This window comes from Streptococcaceae bacterium ESL0729 (assembly GCA_029391995.1).
Lineage (GTDB): Bacteria > Bacillota > Bacilli > Lactobacillales > Streptococcaceae > Floricoccus.
Genome location: CP113924.1, coordinates 1,295,035 through 1,311,273 on the forward strand (window position 1 = coordinate 1,295,035; position 16,239 = coordinate 1,311,273).

The 16,239-nt window shown below is 41.1% G+C and carries 12 protein-coding genes; 7 read left to right on the top strand and 5 right to left on the bottom strand.

The features are described from left to right. Positions 1-28: 28 nt before the first annotated feature. Positions 29-2,476, bottom strand: a complete 2,448-nt coding sequence (locus tag OZX68_06455) for an LTA synthase family protein (protein ID WEV60555.1) — start codon at positions 2,474-2,476, stop codon at positions 29-31. A 60-nt stretch (positions 2,477-2,536) separates the two neighbouring features. Further along, positions 2,537-3,664: a tRNA 2-thiouridine(34) synthase MnmA gene (gene mnmA / locus OZX68_06460; protein ID WEV60556.1), complete on the bottom strand. Its 1,128-nt coding sequence runs from the start codon at positions 3,662-3,664 to the stop codon at positions 2,537-2,539. Positions 3,665-3,886: 222 nt separating this feature from the next. Here mnmA and OZX68_06465 point away from each other — a divergent pair, with 222 nt between their 5' ends. From OZX68_06465 to OZX68_06490, 6 genes are all read left to right on the top strand, one after another. Beyond that, positions 3,887-4,507, top strand: coding sequence for an HAD-IA family hydrolase (locus OZX68_06465; GenBank protein WEV60557.1), 621 nt, complete (start codon positions 3,887-3,889; stop codon positions 4,505-4,507). After that, positions 4,507-5,178: an L-serine ammonia-lyase, iron-sulfur-dependent subunit beta gene (gene sdaAB / locus OZX68_06470; GenBank protein ID WEV60558.1), complete on the top strand. Its 672-nt coding sequence runs from the start codon at positions 4,507-4,509 to the stop codon at positions 5,176-5,178. The genes OZX68_06465 and sdaAB overlap by 1 nt, the downstream gene beginning before the upstream one ends. A gap of 16 nt (positions 5,179-5,194) precedes the next feature. Then, positions 5,195-6,067 carry an L-serine ammonia-lyase, iron-sulfur-dependent, subunit alpha gene (gene sdaAA / locus OZX68_06475; GenBank protein WEV60559.1) on the top strand — a complete coding sequence of 291 codons (873 nt, stop codon included), beginning with the start codon at positions 5,195-5,197 and terminating at the stop codon, positions 6,065-6,067. A 289-nt stretch (positions 6,068-6,356) separates the two neighbouring features. Further along, the gene (locus OZX68_06480) at positions 6,357-7,433 is read left to right on the top strand and encodes an AEC family transporter (protein WEV60560.1); all 1,077 of its coding nucleotides are present in this window, start codon (positions 6,357-6,359) and stop codon (positions 7,431-7,433) included. A 56-nt stretch (positions 7,434-7,489) separates the two neighbouring features. Next, the gene (locus OZX68_06485) at positions 7,490-8,485 is read left to right on the top strand and encodes a 2-hydroxyacid dehydrogenase (protein ID WEV60561.1); all 996 of its coding nucleotides are present in this window, start codon (positions 7,490-7,492) and stop codon (positions 8,483-8,485) included. A 104-nt stretch (positions 8,486-8,589) separates the two neighbouring features. Further along, a complete protein-coding gene (locus OZX68_06490) occupies positions 8,590-11,199 on the top strand; it encodes a YfhO family protein (GenBank protein WEV60562.1) in 2,610 nt (869 codons plus the stop codon). Between the two features lie 13 nt (positions 11,200-11,212). Here the strand turns inward: OZX68_06490 and OZX68_06495 are convergent, their stop codons facing one another. Continuing rightward, positions 11,213-11,614, bottom strand: a complete 402-nt coding sequence (locus OZX68_06495; GenBank protein WEV60563.1) for a CopY/TcrY family copper transport repressor — start codon at positions 11,612-11,614, stop codon at positions 11,213-11,215. A gap of 176 nt (positions 11,615-11,790) precedes the next feature. On the opposite strand from OZX68_06495, the gene OZX68_06500 reads away from it, so the two are divergent. Then, complete coding sequence (locus OZX68_06500) at positions 11,791-12,546, top strand: glycerophosphodiester phosphodiesterase family protein (GenBank protein WEV60564.1); 756 nt, start codon at positions 11,791-11,793, stop codon at positions 12,544-12,546. A gap of 38 nt (positions 12,547-12,584) precedes the next feature. Here the strand turns inward: OZX68_06500 and leuS are convergent, their stop codons facing one another. Both leuS and OZX68_06510 read right to left on the bottom strand, forming a co-directional pair. Then, a complete protein-coding gene (gene leuS / locus OZX68_06505) occupies positions 12,585-15,098 on the bottom strand; it encodes a leucine--tRNA ligase (protein WEV60565.1) in 2,514 nt (837 codons plus the stop codon). Between the two features lie 147 nt (positions 15,099-15,245). After that, positions 15,246-16,208 (bottom strand): ribose-phosphate diphosphokinase, encoded by a 963-nt coding sequence (locus tag OZX68_06510; GenBank protein WEV60566.1) that lies wholly within the window; start codon positions 16,206-16,208, stop codon positions 15,246-15,248. Between the last annotated feature and the right edge of the window lie 31 nt (positions 16,209-16,239).

Sequence of the window (16,239 nt, forward strand, 5' to 3'; positions counted from 1 at the left end):
GCCTAAAAGTTGATGGCAAAAATTTTGCTTATTGTTCCTTGAAAAATGAGTCGTCAGCCTTTAAGTAATGCTTCCCAAGTGTCAAATCATACTGAATAATCTTAAAATCATCTGAAATTTCCTTTTGACTGGCAGTCAACTCGCCATCATTTCCAAGCATTTGCTTATTGGGAACCTCCTTATAGTGGTCAGTTTGTAGGGCATACCAAGGACTTACCTTGGCATCAACAAGCTCTAAAAGTTCAGGGATAAAATCACTGGTTCTAACAATTGGCTGACCCTGACTGTAGTCTTTTTTATTGTTCCAAATGAAGTAGTCGGTCTGGTACTTGAGCTTGGGATTTTTGTCAAAGACAGACTGTGGGTAAAAGCCAGGCAGGTGGTCACCGTAAAAAACAACGGAAATATCCTTGGTTACTAGAGACAGTTTGTCCAAAAACTTTTTCGTCTCTATGTCGGTCTGAGCCAGAGCATTAGCATAATTTGCTAGATTTTCATTAACACCCTTTCCAAGCTTTGGAAACTCTGCACTTATATCGCCACCAACATTCACCCAAGGAGAGTGATTTTGCATGGTTATCAGTGAGAAAAATTGAGCATCCATTGTCAAACTATCAATGACCTGACCATAGCTACTTGCATCACTTGGATGAACCCCGTAGTTTTCAACGTCAAGGGCCAACATGTTGGAATTTCCTAGGGAGATAAACTCCTCATAGCCCATCTCTTGGTAAATATTCCGTCTATTATAGTTTTCAGCATTTTCCAGGTGGATGGCTGTTTTATTTTTGAAAAAATCACTGAGGGCTGGAATAAAAGCCATTTTAGGGACAACCTCATTATTGATGACTGTAACGCTTGGGTTAAAGTAATCAAGGCTTAGACCAGTTAGGCCCTCAAACTCCATATTGGCTGTACCGCCCCCATAACCATGGGAAATCATAAGGCCTGATGCTGTCTTCTCCTTTATCTGATCAATCTCTGTTAGGGGATTTTTCGATAATTTTATCTGTGGGAGTCGATTGGGGTTGGCCAGGGACTCAGACAGTACAAAAATCACAGTCTTGTCCCCAATCTCATCCTTGCGGTTTTGATTTATTTGCTTGGCCCGCTTGATATATTTGTCCCTTATCTCCATCACTTTTTTCTGGCTATAACCTGCTGGCTCATCCATGGCATCATTAAAGAGCTGCATGTACCAAACAAAAGCAAGAGACTTCATATTGGCTGTTGGCGTATTTCCCTGCCAGAGGATGTTACCATCCTGCCATCTGGTAAAATCAGCCAGGACAGGAATCTTGATGTGAGGATTTTTCGCCGTATTGTCCCCAATCAACCAAAGGCTAAAAACAAGAGATATAATCAGCATGATCCTTTTTTTATAGCTCCTGTAGATTCCACCCCTTAAAAACTTCCTTTGCAGGAAGAAGGTCGCAAGGAGCAGAATTAAGAGAACAAGGCCCATCCAAATAACCTTTGTGATGTCAATGAAATCTACTAAGGATCTAAAGTTCTTAAGCCAGGCAAAGTCCGATAAATAAACAGGTTCCCCCCTTAGACTAAATTTTTCAATATTTGAAAAAACAAGGAGACTGGTAAGGGTTAGATTTAAAAAGGTTCCGTAAAAATACCGATTGGTCAAAGCGTAGCTTAGGCCATACAGCAAAAAGAGGGTTAGAATCTGAAATAAACTAGCCCCATCAAGGACAAAGTAGCCAGCAATTTTAGTGTAGTTGGCAAGACTTAGCTGAATCAGGTAGTTGCTATTAACTGCCAAGAAGAGGGAACTTATAAGAGCCAACTGCCAGCTGGTCTGGTTACTGAAAAATCCCTTAAGCCCATCAACAAAGACAGCTGCCACCAGTAAGATGACCATAAAAATTGCAAGCTCCCTTAGATTTAAGCTTAAAAAATTAAACAAGTCGAGCTGGCTTATGGCTACTAAATCTATACTATTAGAAGGACTTAAATAGTAAAATTTTGCCTCCAAAAGGGAGAAGACCTCTGGACTTAGATAAATAAAGAGGGTAAAAAGGGCCGTAAGAATCTGTCCCTCCCTGATATTTAAAAGATCAGAAAGTGGACTTTCATGGACGAAGGCCCTAAATCTTTTCAATCGACTAAAGAGGAAAAAAAGGGCAAGGAGCACCCCTAGATAGGATAGAAGCTTCCAGTCAATGAAGATATCTACAAGATTTTTGAAATCAAGTCTGAAGTCCTCATCATTAACATTTTTAGTCAAAACAATAAGGAAGTGGAAAATTCTAGTAAACAAATAGAGGATGGCTGCCTTAAAGAAGGTAGCACCCCTGGTATTTTTACCCCAAAGGATAAGTAGGCTAAAGATAGCTATTGAAAGAGGTAGGAGGAGGGTAAAAGTACCAACAACCGACCTTGCAACATTATCTATATCAATATCAACTGATGTAAATAAGCGGTCATTGACCAGGGCATATAAGCCCATAGCCAAAGACACGAACAGGAGGCAGACTCCCCCTTTTTTCCTAAAAAACCCCTTCAACAACTCTACCTCCCCTTACTGGTATTGCATCACTTTTCCATCCTTGTAGGCACGATCAATCATAGCCCCGCCAAGACACTCCAAATCTTCATAGAAAACAACCGCCTGACCTGGCGTAATAGCACGCACAGGCTCCTTAAAGGTAACAAGAGCCTTGTCACCTGAAATCTTCACCGTCACTGGAACATCAGGCTGCCTGTAGCGGAATTTAGCCGTACAATCGAACACAAAATCATCAGGCATATCACGGGTGAAACTCACATCACTTGCCTCAAGGCTAGTTGAATAAAGGTGGTCATGGTGGAAACCTTGTCCCACGTAAAGAGTGTTAGTCGCAAGATCTTTACCAACAACAAACCAAGGCTCATTATCACCACCTTGTTGGCCACCGATTCCAAGGCCCCCACGTTGGCCAATTGTGTAGTACATAAGCCCAGCGTGAGGTCCCATATCACGCCCTTCAAGGGTCATCATGCGACCAGCCTTGGCTGGTAGGTACTGGCTGAGAAACTCCTTAAAGTTCTTCTCACCGATGAAGCATACCCCAGTTGAGTCCTTCTTCTTGGCTGTCGCAAGGCCAGCCTTTTCAGCAATCTTACGTACTTCAGGCTTTTCCAGGTGACCCAGAGGGAACATGGTCTTCTTAAGTTGCTCCTGTGAGAGTTGGCTTAAAAAGTAGGTTTGGTCCTTATTGTTGTCATTACCACGCAACATGTGGACGACACCGTCCTCATCAGTCATGACCTGGGCGTAGTGACCCGTTGCCACATAATCAGCCCCAAGTTCCATAGCATAGTCTAGGAAGGCCTTAAACTTGATTTCCTTGTTACACATAACATCAGGATTGGGCGTGCGTCCTGCCCTATATTCTGCCAAAAAGTACTCAAATACCCTATCCCAGTACTCTTTTTCAAAGTTTACCGTATAGTAGGGAATGCCGATTTGGTCAGCTACTGCTGCTACATCCTTGTAGTCCTCAGTTGCCGTACAAATGCCTACATCGTCTGTATCGTCCCAGTTTTTCATGAAGATTCCGATAACATCGTAGCCTTGCTCTTTTAAGAGTAAGGCTGTAACGCTTGAGTCGACTCCTCCACTCATTCCAACAACGACACGAGTTTTTGAATTGTCCATATACACCATCTTTCTTGTAAAGTGAGATTAAAGGTCTACTTTACTTACCATTAATTTTTGCTTTGCATTGAAGGTGCAAGCCCTCGTATTATAACAAAAAATCTTAGCTAATAAAATAATGCTGACTGACATTTTTATGACATTTTCTAGTATATTTGTAAAAAAATTGATGTAATTTACAATTGGCTCAAAAGGTTGTACACTAGGCCTATGACTAAGAAGGAGTATAAGATGAATCATTATTTTTTTGACTTAGACGGAACAATTATTAATAGTGAGGTTGGCATAAAAAATACCTTTAAACATACCTTTAAGGAACTTGGCCTAAAAGAACCCAGTGATGAAACCCTAACTTCTTTTATTGGTCCAAGCCTTGAGGTTACCTTTTCTCAGATGGGAGACCAAGACTTTGTTAATAGGGCTCTTGAAATCTATCGTTCCTACTATACCAAACAGGGCATGTTTGAGGCTGAAATCTACCCCTATATCCTTGAAACCATTGAAAAACTAAGAAATAAAGGGGCAAAAACCTATATTGCAACTAGTAAGTATGAGCCAGTTGCCCAAAGGACACTAGAAATATTCAAGATAGAAGATTATTTTGATGATTTAACTGGAAGTTTTGAGGGAAGGCATACCAAAACTGCTGTCCTTAAAGAAGCCCTTAAAAAATCACAGGCAGATAAAAGTGAAAGTCTGATGATTGGAGATAGGTCCTACGATATCACTGGAGGCTCTGAAAACGGCCTACAGACAGTAGGTGTCCTTTATGGTTTTGGTGACCTTGAAGAGCTTGAAAAAGCTGGGGCTAGCTATATTATTTCAAATCCTAAGGAGCTACTAGAAATATAATGCAAAATATAAAATTTAAAAGTGTCTTTGATATCATAGGGCCTGTTATGATTGGACCAAGTTCCTCTCATACAGCTGGAGCTGTTCGGATTGGAAAAATTGTCCGCTCGATCTTTGGTCAAATGCCTGAGCAGGTTGAAATTCACCTCTACCAAAGTTTTGCCAAGACCTACAAGGGACACGGTACTGATGTTGCTCTGGTTGCTGGCCTCTTAGGAATGGATACAGATGATCCAAAGATTCCTGAATCCCTAAAAATTGCCCATGACCAAGGAATGGAGGTTTCTTGGATTATTGACCGAGAGGGAAAGACTAATCATCCCAATACTGCAAAAATTATCGTCAAGGGACAAAATCGTAGCATGTCTATCACAGGGATTTCTATCGGGGGTGGAAACATCCAGGTCACAGAGCTTAATGGCTTTGATATTGCCCTTAACATGAATACCCCGACCCTGATTATCGTAAACCAAGATATACCTGGGGTAATTGCTAAAATAACTAACTTTTTGTCCCAAGCTAACATCAATGTCGCCCAAATGAATGTAACCCGTGAAAGTGCGGGGGAAAAGGCGATCATGATGATTGAAGTTGACTCCCAAGACATAGGAGATGCCCTAGAAAAAATTCAGGCCATCCCTCATATTGAAAACGTCAACTTCTTTAAATAAAAATTGGAGTTTACACATGTTTTATTCAATTAAAGAACTGGTCTACCAGGCTGATTTAAACCACCAGGGAAGCATCCCTGAGCTGATGATTGCTACAGAAAGAGAGATGACTGGTTGTAGCAGGGAGGAAATCATAGGCCTCATGGAGAGAAATCTTGAGGTAATGGTTGCATCCGTTAAAAAAGGGCTTGACCCCAAGCCGTCTCCAACTGGACTTTCAGGAGGGGATGCCGCAAAGCTTGACCGCTACCTGCAAAAAGGGACTAGCCTGTCTGACACAACCATCCTTTCAGCAGTCAGAAATGCAATGGCTGTCAATGAGCTAAATGCCAAGATGGGACTGGTCTGTGCCACTCCTACCGCGGGGTCTGCCGGATGTGTTCCAAGTGTTTTGGTCGCTGCCAGTGAAAAATTAAAGCTAAGCCACAAGGAACAGCTTGATTTTCTTTTTACAGCAGGAGCCTTTGGGCTTGTCATTGCTAATAATGCTTCTATTAGTGGGGCTGAAGGTGGTTGTCAGGCTGAGGTTGGCTCAGCTAGTGCCATGGCAGCTGCTGCCCTCACTCATATAGCAGGGGGATCTGCCTTTGAAGCATCCCAAGCAGCTGCTTTTGTTATCAAAAACCTTCTGGGACTCATCTGTGACCCGGTTGCAGGACTTGTCGAAGTACCCTGTGTTAAAAGAAATGCCCTGGGGGCAAGTTTTGCCTTTGTGGCAGCTGATATGGCCCTTGCTGGTATTGAGTCAAAAATTCCAGTTGATGAGGTAATTCAAGCCATGTATCAGGTTGGTGTTGCCATGCCGACAGCATTTAAGGAAACAGCTGAAGGCGGCCTTGCTGCCACCCCTACTGGTCAAAGACTGATGGAAGAGATTTTTGGATCATAAAAAGACGGAGAGATTCGTCTTTTTTATTTTTACAGGAAAATTAATAAGTAATAAGAAAAAGTCTTCCCTCTTGTAATACATCAGATGGAATCAATTTATGCATAAGTAAAAGTAATTAAAAGTAAAAATTCATCCCATCTGTATGAGATTCTATTGTAATTGCTCAAAAAAAATAGTATTATCGGTGTATATTCTTTTTTTGCTTATTTTTTATTTATATATGTTTGTTATCTAACAAACTTCGTATAGTATAACAGATTGAGAAAAAAACTTTAGGAGAAGCTTATTTATGAACATTTTAAAAATGGCGGTTGAGACCTTGACCAAGGTTGAGGTTCTAAGTGCCATTACATCGACTGTCTTTATCATCCTTCTTGGCTACTTTTGTAGGAAAAAGGGAATTTTTGATGCCCATGTTGGGAAAACTCTTTCAAAGATTGTCCTTACCGTAGCCCTACCCTGCCTTGCCTTCAACTCATTCATGCAGGATATTGACCCTGTAAAGCTTGAGCAGAGTATCAATGTTTTGATTTGGGGACTTGTAGTCTACGTCCTTCTTATCTTCCTATCAAAGCCTTTATTTATTAAATATAAGGGAGACAAGCAGACAACCCTTAGGGTTCTAACCATTTTTGGGTCAACCACCTTCTTTGGAACACCAATCGTTAGTGCAGTCTATGGTCCTCTTGGAGTTATGTACTCAAGCGTCTTTAACATCGGCTATCGTATCTTCCTCTATTCTTATGGTTACATCAAAATGAGTGGTCTTAAGATGGAGGCTAAGAACATCAAGACCATGTTTATGAATCCAATCATCATTGCAACCTTTGCAGGTCTTCTTATCTGGCTTTTCCAAGGATATCTTCCACAAACACACGTTACAGTGAATGTTCCAGCTAGCGTTGAAAAAGGCAAGGTAATCAGTGAGCAGGTTGTTAAAAACTTTGCCATCCTAAGGATTGACCAAACTCTACCGTGGCTCTTTAAGCCAATGACCTTCCTTGCAGGACTTGCGTCACCTCTTGCTTGGCTATCAATCGGTGCAACCCTTGGTGAAGTTGAATTCAAGAAAGCTGCATCAGACAAGACTTCTTGGTATTACTCAGTTGTCAAAGTCATCATCGTACCTCTTATCAACCTAGTTGCCCTAACTATTCTAACAGCAACTGGAATTTTAAAGGTTGACTCAACTGCCCTTGCAACAATTGTTATCATGATGGCAGCCCCTACCGCAACAGTAGCTGCGGCCTATGCTATAAGCTTTGACCGAGAGGCTGTCCTTGCATCAAACGCTTCACTCATATCAACAGTCCTAGCCGTCATCATGACCCCTGTTTGGATTGTTGTCCTTCAAATGCTTGGCTAATCTAGCTAGCTACTATTACTTCTAACTTAAAGACAGAAAGGTCTAGGTTTACACTTATGTTAAAAATCGCATGTTACGGGGTTCGACCAAATGAAAAACCCTACTTTGAAAAACTCAATAAATATAACTATGATTTAACCTTAATCGAAGACTTACTAACCCACGATAATATAGATACTGCAAAGAATCACGATGCTGTTTTACTTCGTGGAAACTGTGTGGCAGATAGGGTAAATCTTAAAAAATTAAAGGATTTTGGAGTTCGTTATGTATTCACTAGAACTGTAGGATTTAACCATATTGACCTAGATGCTGCAAAAGAATTGGGACTACTTGTTGCCCGTGTTCCTGGCTATTCTCCAAATGCAATTGCAGAGCTTGCCCTAACCCTTGGGATGAGCCTTTTGAGAAATGTGGCCTATACTGTTGACCGCACTTCGCAAAAGAACTTTACCGTAAGTCCTCAAATGTTTAGTCGCGAAATCCGCAACTGTACCGTTGGAATTCTTGGAACTGGTAAAATCGGTCTTGTTGAAGCCAAGTTATATAAGGGGCTTGGGGCACGTGTTGTAGCCTATGACATCTACCAGTCTGATGAAGCCAAAGAAGTTGTTGAATTTTTAGAGCTTGATGAACTCCTTAAAACAAGCGATATCGTAAGCCTCCATCTGCCTTACTTCCCTGGAAAAAATGATAAATTAGTCAACCAAGACTTCCTTGCTAAGATGAAAAATGATGCCATCCTCATCAATACAGCAAGGGGAGAACTCCAGGACAATGAAGCCATCTTAAAGGCTCTTCAAGAGAACACCTTGGGTGCCTTTGGTACAGATGTTATGCCTAATGAAACAAGCATCTTTTTCAAGGAATTTTCATCCGAAAATCCAATGTTAGATAGCGTGGCTGAACAGCTAGTCGATTTATATCCTAGAGTCTTAATCACTCCTCACATCGGATCAAATACCGATGAGGCCCTTAAAAACATGATTGAAATAAGCTTTGATAATTTTAATGATGTTGAAAAAACAGGGACTTGTCCAAACCTAATTTAATGAGTAAAAAAAACAGGCCTTAAGCCTGTTTTTTACTTGCCTAAATCTACCTGTCCCTACTGGTTTCTTTGTTAATTTTTTAATTTTTTTGCTATAATCATACCATGAAAAGATTATCAGATTTTGTTAAAAAAAATAAGCTGCCACTTGTGGCCAGCTTCTTCTTACCAGCCCTTATACTTACAATAATTTATTCAATTTTTGGCATTTTTTGGAATGGTGGAACAACCGTCCTAGCAGGGGATGCCTACCATCAATATGTTAATGCCCATGCCCTATACCGAGATATCATGCATTCTGGTAAAGGATTTTTCTATACCTTTACTAGCGGTCTTGGGTTGAATCTCTACTCATTTTCTTCTTACTACCTGGGTAGTTTTTTCATGCCCCTGACCTATTTTTTCACGGCAGAAAATATGCCAAACGCCCTTTATCTTTTTACCATCTTAAAATTTGGGGCAATCGGGCTAACAGCTTTTATAAGCTTTAAAAACATGTATAAGACCATCTCAAACTGGCTTATTTTACCCCTATCAACGGCCTACTCCCTCATGAGTTTTTCAAGTAGCCAAAGCGAGATTATCATGTGGCTTGATGTTTTCATCTGGTTGCCCCTTATTGTCTGGGGGCTTCACGCCCTCATGGATGCAGGCAAAAAGAAGCTTTATTTCGTAAGCCTTACCATCCTCTTTATTCAAAATTACTACTTTGGATTCATGATGGCAATTTTTTTAGTGGGATATTTTTTGGCCAGATCAAGCTTTAATTTTACTAGGAAAAAATTCATCAAAAATTTTACGGCCTTTTCAATCACATCACTTTTAGCAGGGATAAGCTCCCTTGTAACCATCCTTCCCATGTACCTTGATCTTAAAATCAACGGGGAGGAGCTCACTCCAATCACTAAATTATTTACTGATAAGAGTTGGTACTTTGACCTTTTTGCCAAAAACTTCGTAGGAGCTTTTGATACCACCAAATACGGCTCAATCCCTATGATTTATGTGGGACTAGTTCCCCTAGTCCTTGCCGTTTTATTCTTCTTTGCAAAAACCATATCCCTTAAGACAAAGCTTGCCTACCTGGCCCTTTTGGTCTTTATCAATCTAAGCTTCCACCTAGAGGCTCTTGATCTTTTGTGGCAGGGGATGCACGCTCCCAACATGTTTTTACACCGCTATTCATTTACCTTGAGCCTCTTAATTGTAGTCATGGCCCTTGAATCGCTAACTAGAATAGGGGAATTTAGCAGGCGGGCTGTAATTGATAGCTTTATTATTTTGGCTGTTGGTTTTACCTATGTCCTTGCAAGCGAGCGTTATAATTTTTTAAATAAATATAATCTTATCCTAACCACCCTCTTCCTAGCGGCCTACTTCCTTGTTGCCTGGGCCTTTAGAAATAACAAGGTTAATCCCAAGCTTCTAATGCTAAGTCTCCTTCTTCTAATGGTTGGAGAGACTGGTATTAATAGTTACTATCAAATTAAGGGACTTTCAAATGAATGGGGCTACGCCAAAAAATCCCACTATGATGAGCAGTATGACAAGGTCGATCCTCTGGCAAAAAGTTTGGATCCTGAAATCTTTACCCGAATGGAGAACCTTGAACCAGATACAGCTAATGATGGTATGAAATATGACTACAACTCCCTGGCCCAATTCTCAAGTGTCAGGAATCGTAAATCAAGTAGTACCCTTAATCTATTGGGCTTTAAATCCCTTGGAACAAATTTGAATCTAAGATATCCCAATAACACCCTCCTTGGAGATGGAATCTTTGCCATCAAATATAATATCACTAGCAATCTACAAGCAAGCAAATATGGCTTTGAAGATACTGACTTTGATAAACTAAAAGTTAATAATCTAGCCCTAAATCCTGCAATTTTTGTTGCTGGAGGCTACGAGGACGTTGAGCTTATAAACAATGACGTCCTTGAAAATCAGACCAAGATGCTCAACAAGCTTTCAGGCCTTGATCTTGACTATTTTACAAGCCAGGCCAAGGAAGATGAGACCATATCTGGAAATATTAGTGCAAGTGATAGCCGGGTTACTCTTAGGAAGAAGGACTCAGAGACTGAGTTGTCCTTCACCTACTCAATCATGGCACCAGCCAGGAAGCAGCTTTATTTAAAGATGCCAAACATCAGCTTTTCTGGTGACAAGAGTAAGGATATAAGAATTACCATCAATGATAAATCTTACAGTTTTAATCCCCTAAACACTGGTTCCTTCTTCAATCTTGGCTACTATGATGTGGCAACACCGATTGACTTTAAGCTGACCGTTTTAAACAATGACAATATCTCCTTTGACAAGACCCAACTTTGGGCCCTTGATGTTGATAATTATCAAGCGGCTATTGATAAAATTAGGGCCAATAAGACTGAGGCCAAGGTCCTCAAAAATGGCTTAAGCGTTAGCTACAAGGCTGACCTTGCTGGAGACTTATTCCTAACCATCCCCTACGATCAAGGCTGGTCAGCTAAGATTGACGGCAAGCAAGTTGCCATCAAAGAGGCCCAAACTGGTTTCATGAAAATAAAAGCTCCCGCAGGAGAGCATGAGGTTATCTTAAAATTTGTTCCCCAAGGATTCAAACTTGGACTCACGGCCTTTATTGTGGGTGTAAGCTCCTTTATCATGTACGAAGGTAGCCTAATCTCCTATCTCGTTAATAAATATAAAAGTAAAAAAGAAGGACGCTAGTCCTTCTTTTCTTCTAATCATAGATACAGTTACAGGCAACCATTACCTCACTTGTCTTATGATCCAAAGCATCCCTTAGGATGACAAGATCTTCTTCAGTAAAGTCGCTAATTTTTATCAATTCTGCAATGGCCTGAACCCTTTGTTTGGTGCAAATCTTATCAGCCAGCTCATCTGCCATCTCGCAAGCCGCCTCACTTTCAGAAAGCCTGGCTGAGTAAATATATTTTCTTCCTGCCTTTTGGGTGGCAAGCATCCCTTTTTTCACCAGCCTACCAAGAAGGGTTTTAATGGTTGAAAGCTGCCAACCATGGCTGGGATCAATCTTACTGGAAACATCGTCAACTGTAGCTGAACCATTGGTCCAAATCACTCGCATAATGTCCCACTCTGCATCACTAATTGTATTAATCATGCCTACCTCCTAATCTTTGATATAAGTTTACAGCTGTAAATATTCTTTGTCAAGGTATCAGTTTAAATCAACTTTCAAATAAGCTTTACTTTGCTTTAAAGAGCTCATTCGCTATAATGTGGACTATAGGGTGGACTTTAGAATTTCCACCAAATAAAACAACAGATAGGAAAGTCATGTACGAAGACAAAACGATTTTTGCCCACAGGGGGCTTCCCTTACAGGCACCTGAAAATACCCTGGCCTCATTTCAACTCCTAAAAGACTATAATATAAGCTGGTTTGAAACAGACATCACATCGACAAGTGACGGGGAGCTTGTGATTATCCATGATGACTTTTTAGACCGTACAACCAATCTTCATGGCGAGGTGGCAAGAACTCCTTATAAAACTCTTGAAAATTTAGATGCGGGATTTTGGTTTTCTGAAAAATTCAAGGGAGAAAAATTACCTCGAATGGAGGACTTGGTCGATTTTATCAATGATAGTAAAATTAATCTAAATCTTGAACTTAAGGGAATTTCTGGCCCCCGTGGTAATCTTTTGGCTGATAATTTGGTGGTCAAGCTCAAAAAACTCCTGGCCCAGATTGATCCAGAAGTTAAGATTCTAATCTCCTCTTTTAACTCGATAATGCTATCTAAGATGCAGCAGATTGCCCCAGAATATGAGTATGCCATCCTCTTTGAAAGGCACACCCTCTATCCTGACTGGCAGTTGATTGCTGATGCCTGCGGGGCAAGAACCATCCACCTTGAAAATGATCTTTTGACCTATGAGATGATTAAGGAAATAAAAGATCGGGGTTACAAGGTCAATATTTGGACGGTAAATGACCCGTCCCGTGCCAATCAACTCTTTAATTGGGGGGTAGATGGAATTTTTACAGATCAGGCAGATTATTTTGTCGGAAAAAGATTGGAAAAATAAAAAGGACCTAGGGTCCTTTTTTATTTGTTTTAGCTTTATTAGTTGGCAACAATATTTACTAGTTTTCCAGGTACAACAATTACCTTTCTTACTGTCTTGCCTTCAATATTGGCCTTGATCTCAGCATCAGCAAGAGCCAAAGCTTCAAGCTCTTCACGAGATAGGTCCTTAGCAACAACAGCCTTGGTCTTAACCTTACCATTAACCTGAAGAACAATCTCAATCTCATCTTCCACAAGTTTAGACTCATCATAAGTTGGCCAAGCAACATATGAAACTCCTTCACTGCCACCAAGTTTTTCCCAAATTTCTTCACTTAGGTGAGGAGCAATTGGAGCTAGAAGTTGGATGAAGCCTTTAGCATATTCAAGCGGGAAGACTTGAGCCTTATTGGCCGCATTAACAAAAATCATAAGTTGGCTAATTGCTGTATTGAATTTAAGGTTTTCCAAATGATCGCTGACAAGTTTAACTGTTTCATTGTAAACCTTGTCCAAGCTTCCATCATTTTCGTCCTTGATATTGTCACGTAGGTTTCCGTCCTCAGTCATGTAAAGACGCCACACGCGGTCAAGGAATTTACGGGCTCCGTCTAGGCCCTCTTCAGACCAGGCAATTGAAGCATCAAGAGGTCCCATGAACATCTCATAAAGTCTTAGGGTGTCAGCCCCGTATTCACGGACAACATCATCTGGATTGATAACATTCTTAAGGGATTTACTCATCTTGGCTGGACCTTGCTCAAGTTCCTCACCAGTTTCCACATGGATGAATTTATCCCCTTGTTTTTCAACCTTATCACTTGCTATAAGGGCTCCCCTTGAATCACGGTAGCTTGTTCCAAGAATCATACCTTGGTTGAACAGCTTGGCAAAAGGTTCTTTGGTTGGAACAACCCCTAGATCATAAAGGAATTTATGCCAGAAACGAGCGTAAAGCAGGTGAAGAACGGCATGTTCAGCTCCACCAATGTAAATATCTACTGGTAGCCATTCCTTAATTTTTTCAGGATCAGCAAGGGCTTCTGTATTTGTTGGATCAATATAGCGGAGGTAGTACCAGCTTGAACCAGCCCACTGAGGCATAGTATTGGTCTCACGACGTCCCTTGCGACCATTTTCGTCTTCTACATTTATCCATTCAGTGATATTTGCTAGGGGGCTTTCCCCTGTGCCTGAAGGCTTAATATCATTTGTTTTTGGAAGAACTAGCGGAAGTTCTTCAAGAGGAACAGTTGTTGTTTCTCCGTCTTCCCAGTGAATAACTGGGATTGGCTCACCCCAATAACGCTGACGGCTAAAGAGCCAGTCACGCAAGCGGTAGGTAACCTTCTTAGATCCTACTCCCTCATCCTCTAGCCAGCTGTTAACACGGCTAATGGCTTCTTCCTTATTAAGACCATCTAGGAAACCTGAGTTGATGTGAATGCCATCTTCAGTGTAGGCTTCTTCTTCAACGTTTCCACCCTCAAGGACTGGAATAATATCAAGGTCGAATTCTTTAGCAAATTCCCAGTCACGAGTATCATGAGCAGGAACGGCCATAATAGCACCTGTTCCGTAGCTTGCAAGAACATAGTCGGCAATCCAGATTGGAATTTCACGACCATTGATTGGGTTGATAGCGTAAGCACCTGTGAAGACTCCAGTCTTATCCTTGGCAAGGTCAGTACGGGCAAGATCAGACTTAAGGGAAGCCACACGTTTGTATTCAGCAACAGCTTCAGCCTGTTCTGGACTTGTAATTTGGTCAACAAGGGCATGCTCTGGTGCCATTACAGCATAAGTTGCCCCAAAAAGTGTGTCAGGACGAGTTGTGAATACTGTGAAGTCTTCGTCTGTGTCCTTAATCTTGAAGTTAACGTCAGCTCCAGTTGATTTGCCGATCCAGTTTCTTTGCATCTCCTTGATTGACTCAGGCCAGTCAAGTTCATCAAGGTCTTCAAGTAGGCGTTCAGCATAGGCTGTAATTTTAAGCATCCACTGACGCATTGGTTTTCTTACAACTGGATAACCACCACGCTCACTTGTTCCATCAGGCAGAACCTCTTCATTTGCAATGGCTGTTCCAAGCTCTTCAACCCAGTTTACAGGTACTTCTGCTTCATAGGCAAGACCTTCTTCATAAAGTTTAGTGAAAATCCACTGGGTCCACTTGTAGTAGTCCGGATCAGTTGTATTAATCTCACGGTCCCAGTCATAGGAGAAACCAAGGGAGTTGATTTGATCCTTAAAGGTATCAATATTTTGCTGGGTAAAAATAGCTGGATCATTTCCTGTATCGATTGCATACTGCTCAGCAGGAAGCCCAAAAGCATCCCAACCCATTGGGTGAAGGACATTATAGCCCTTGGCGCGTTTGTAGCGGCTAAGAATGTCAGTTGCTGTATATCCTTCAGGATGTCCTACGTGAAGACCTGCACCTGATGGATAAGGGAACATATCTAAGGCATAGAATTTTGGTGCACCAGCTTTTTCACCTGTCTTAAAGGTATGGTTATCAGCCCAATATTTTTGCCACTTCTGCTCAATTTCTTGATGGTTGTAGTTCATAGTTCTCCTCATTCGTAAATTAATTTAATATTTTTATTCTAACACAAATCGTCTTAAAATTGCCACAATCTATCCAAAATAATCAGCCAGTAAGCAGGTAAGTAAACAAAAAGGATGGCCGGTAATAAAGCTATCCTTTTTATTTTTTTAAAACTTGTGTGGTGCCTCAAATAGTGGTGAAAGTGGACGTTTTTCATGAATACGAATAATCGCTTCAGCAAGTAATCCTGATGTTGAAATTTCAACAATCTTGTCAATCTTACGATCTTCAGGTAGATAGATTGTATCAGTTACAACTAGTTTTTTGATGGCTGAGTTTTCGATACGCTCAAGTGCTGGCCCTGATAAAACTGGGTGGGTACATGACGCATAAACCTCTGTTGCTCCAACTTGTTTAAGGGCATCAGCAGCAAGTGTAATTGTTCCAGCTGTATCAATCATGTCATCAATCAGGATACATTTTTTCCCTTCAACTGAACCGATGATGTTCATAACCTCAGCGACATTTGCCTTAGGACGGCGTTTGTCGATAATGGCAATCGGTGTTTTTAGGAATTCAGCAAGCTTACGAGCACGAGTCACTCCTCCGTGGTCAGGACTTACTACTACTACGTCGTCTCCACAAAGACCTTGACGGTCGAAGTAGTCAGCGATAAGTGGTGCACCCATTAGGTGATCAACTGGGATGTCAAAGAATCCTTGAATTTGGGCAGCGTGAAGGTCGATAGTCAAAAGACGGTCGATTCCTGCAACCTGAAGCATGTCAGCTACAAGTTTTGATGTGATTGGCTCACGGGCACGGGCCTTACGGTCTTGACGGGCGTAACCATAGTAGGGCATAACAATGTTGATTGTCTCAGCACTGGCACGTCTTAAGGCATCAACCATGATCAAAAGCTCCATCAGGTTATCATTAACTGGGGCCGAAGTTGATTGAAGGATGTAAACGTGCGAACCACGAATACTCTCTTCAATATTGATTTGGATTTCTCCATCAGAAAACTGCTTAACTGTTGATTTTCCAAGCTCAATACCCATATTGTCAGCGACTTTTTGGGCAAGATCCTTGTTTGAACTTAAGGCAAATAACTTTAAATCTGAATAACTCATTACATCCTCCGCGATTTCTAGCTCCTATTTT

What these genes read in the sequence shown, in the direction of transcription:
- OZX68_06490 (WEV60562.1), top strand. Translation starts at nt 8,590, where the DNA reads ATGAAAAGATTATCAGATTTTGTTAAAAAAAATAAGCTGCCACTTGTG.
- leuS (WEV60565.1), bottom strand. Translation starts at nt 15,098, where the DNA reads ATGAACTACAACCATCAAGAAATTGAGCAGAAGTGGCAAAAATATTGG.
- mnmA (WEV60556.1), bottom strand. Translation starts at nt 3,664, where the DNA reads ATGGTGTATATGGACAATTCAAAAACTCGTGTCGTTGTTGGAATGAGT.
- OZX68_06485 (WEV60561.1), top strand. Translation starts at nt 7,490, where the DNA reads ATGTTAAAAATCGCATGTTACGGGGTTCGACCAAATGAAAAACCCTAC.
- OZX68_06510 (WEV60566.1), bottom strand. Translation starts at nt 16,208, where the DNA reads ATGAGTTATTCAGATTTAAAGTTATTTGCCTTAAGTTCAAACAAGGAT.
- OZX68_06465 (WEV60557.1), top strand. Translation starts at nt 3,887, where the DNA reads ATGAATCATTATTTTTTTGACTTAGACGGAACAATTATTAATAGTGAG.
- OZX68_06480 (WEV60560.1), top strand. Translation starts at nt 6,357, where the DNA reads ATGAACATTTTAAAAATGGCGGTTGAGACCTTGACCAAGGTTGAGGTT.
- OZX68_06500 (WEV60564.1), top strand. Translation starts at nt 11,791, where the DNA reads ATGTACGAAGACAAAACGATTTTTGCCCACAGGGGGCTTCCCTTACAG.
- sdaAB (WEV60558.1), top strand. Translation starts at nt 4,507, where the DNA reads ATGCAAAATATAAAATTTAAAAGTGTCTTTGATATCATAGGGCCTGTT.
- OZX68_06495 (WEV60563.1), bottom strand. Translation starts at nt 11,614, where the DNA reads ATGATTAATACAATTAGTGATGCAGAGTGGGACATTATGCGAGTGATT.
- sdaAA (WEV60559.1), top strand. Translation starts at nt 5,195, where the DNA reads ATGTTTTATTCAATTAAAGAACTGGTCTACCAGGCTGATTTAAACCAC.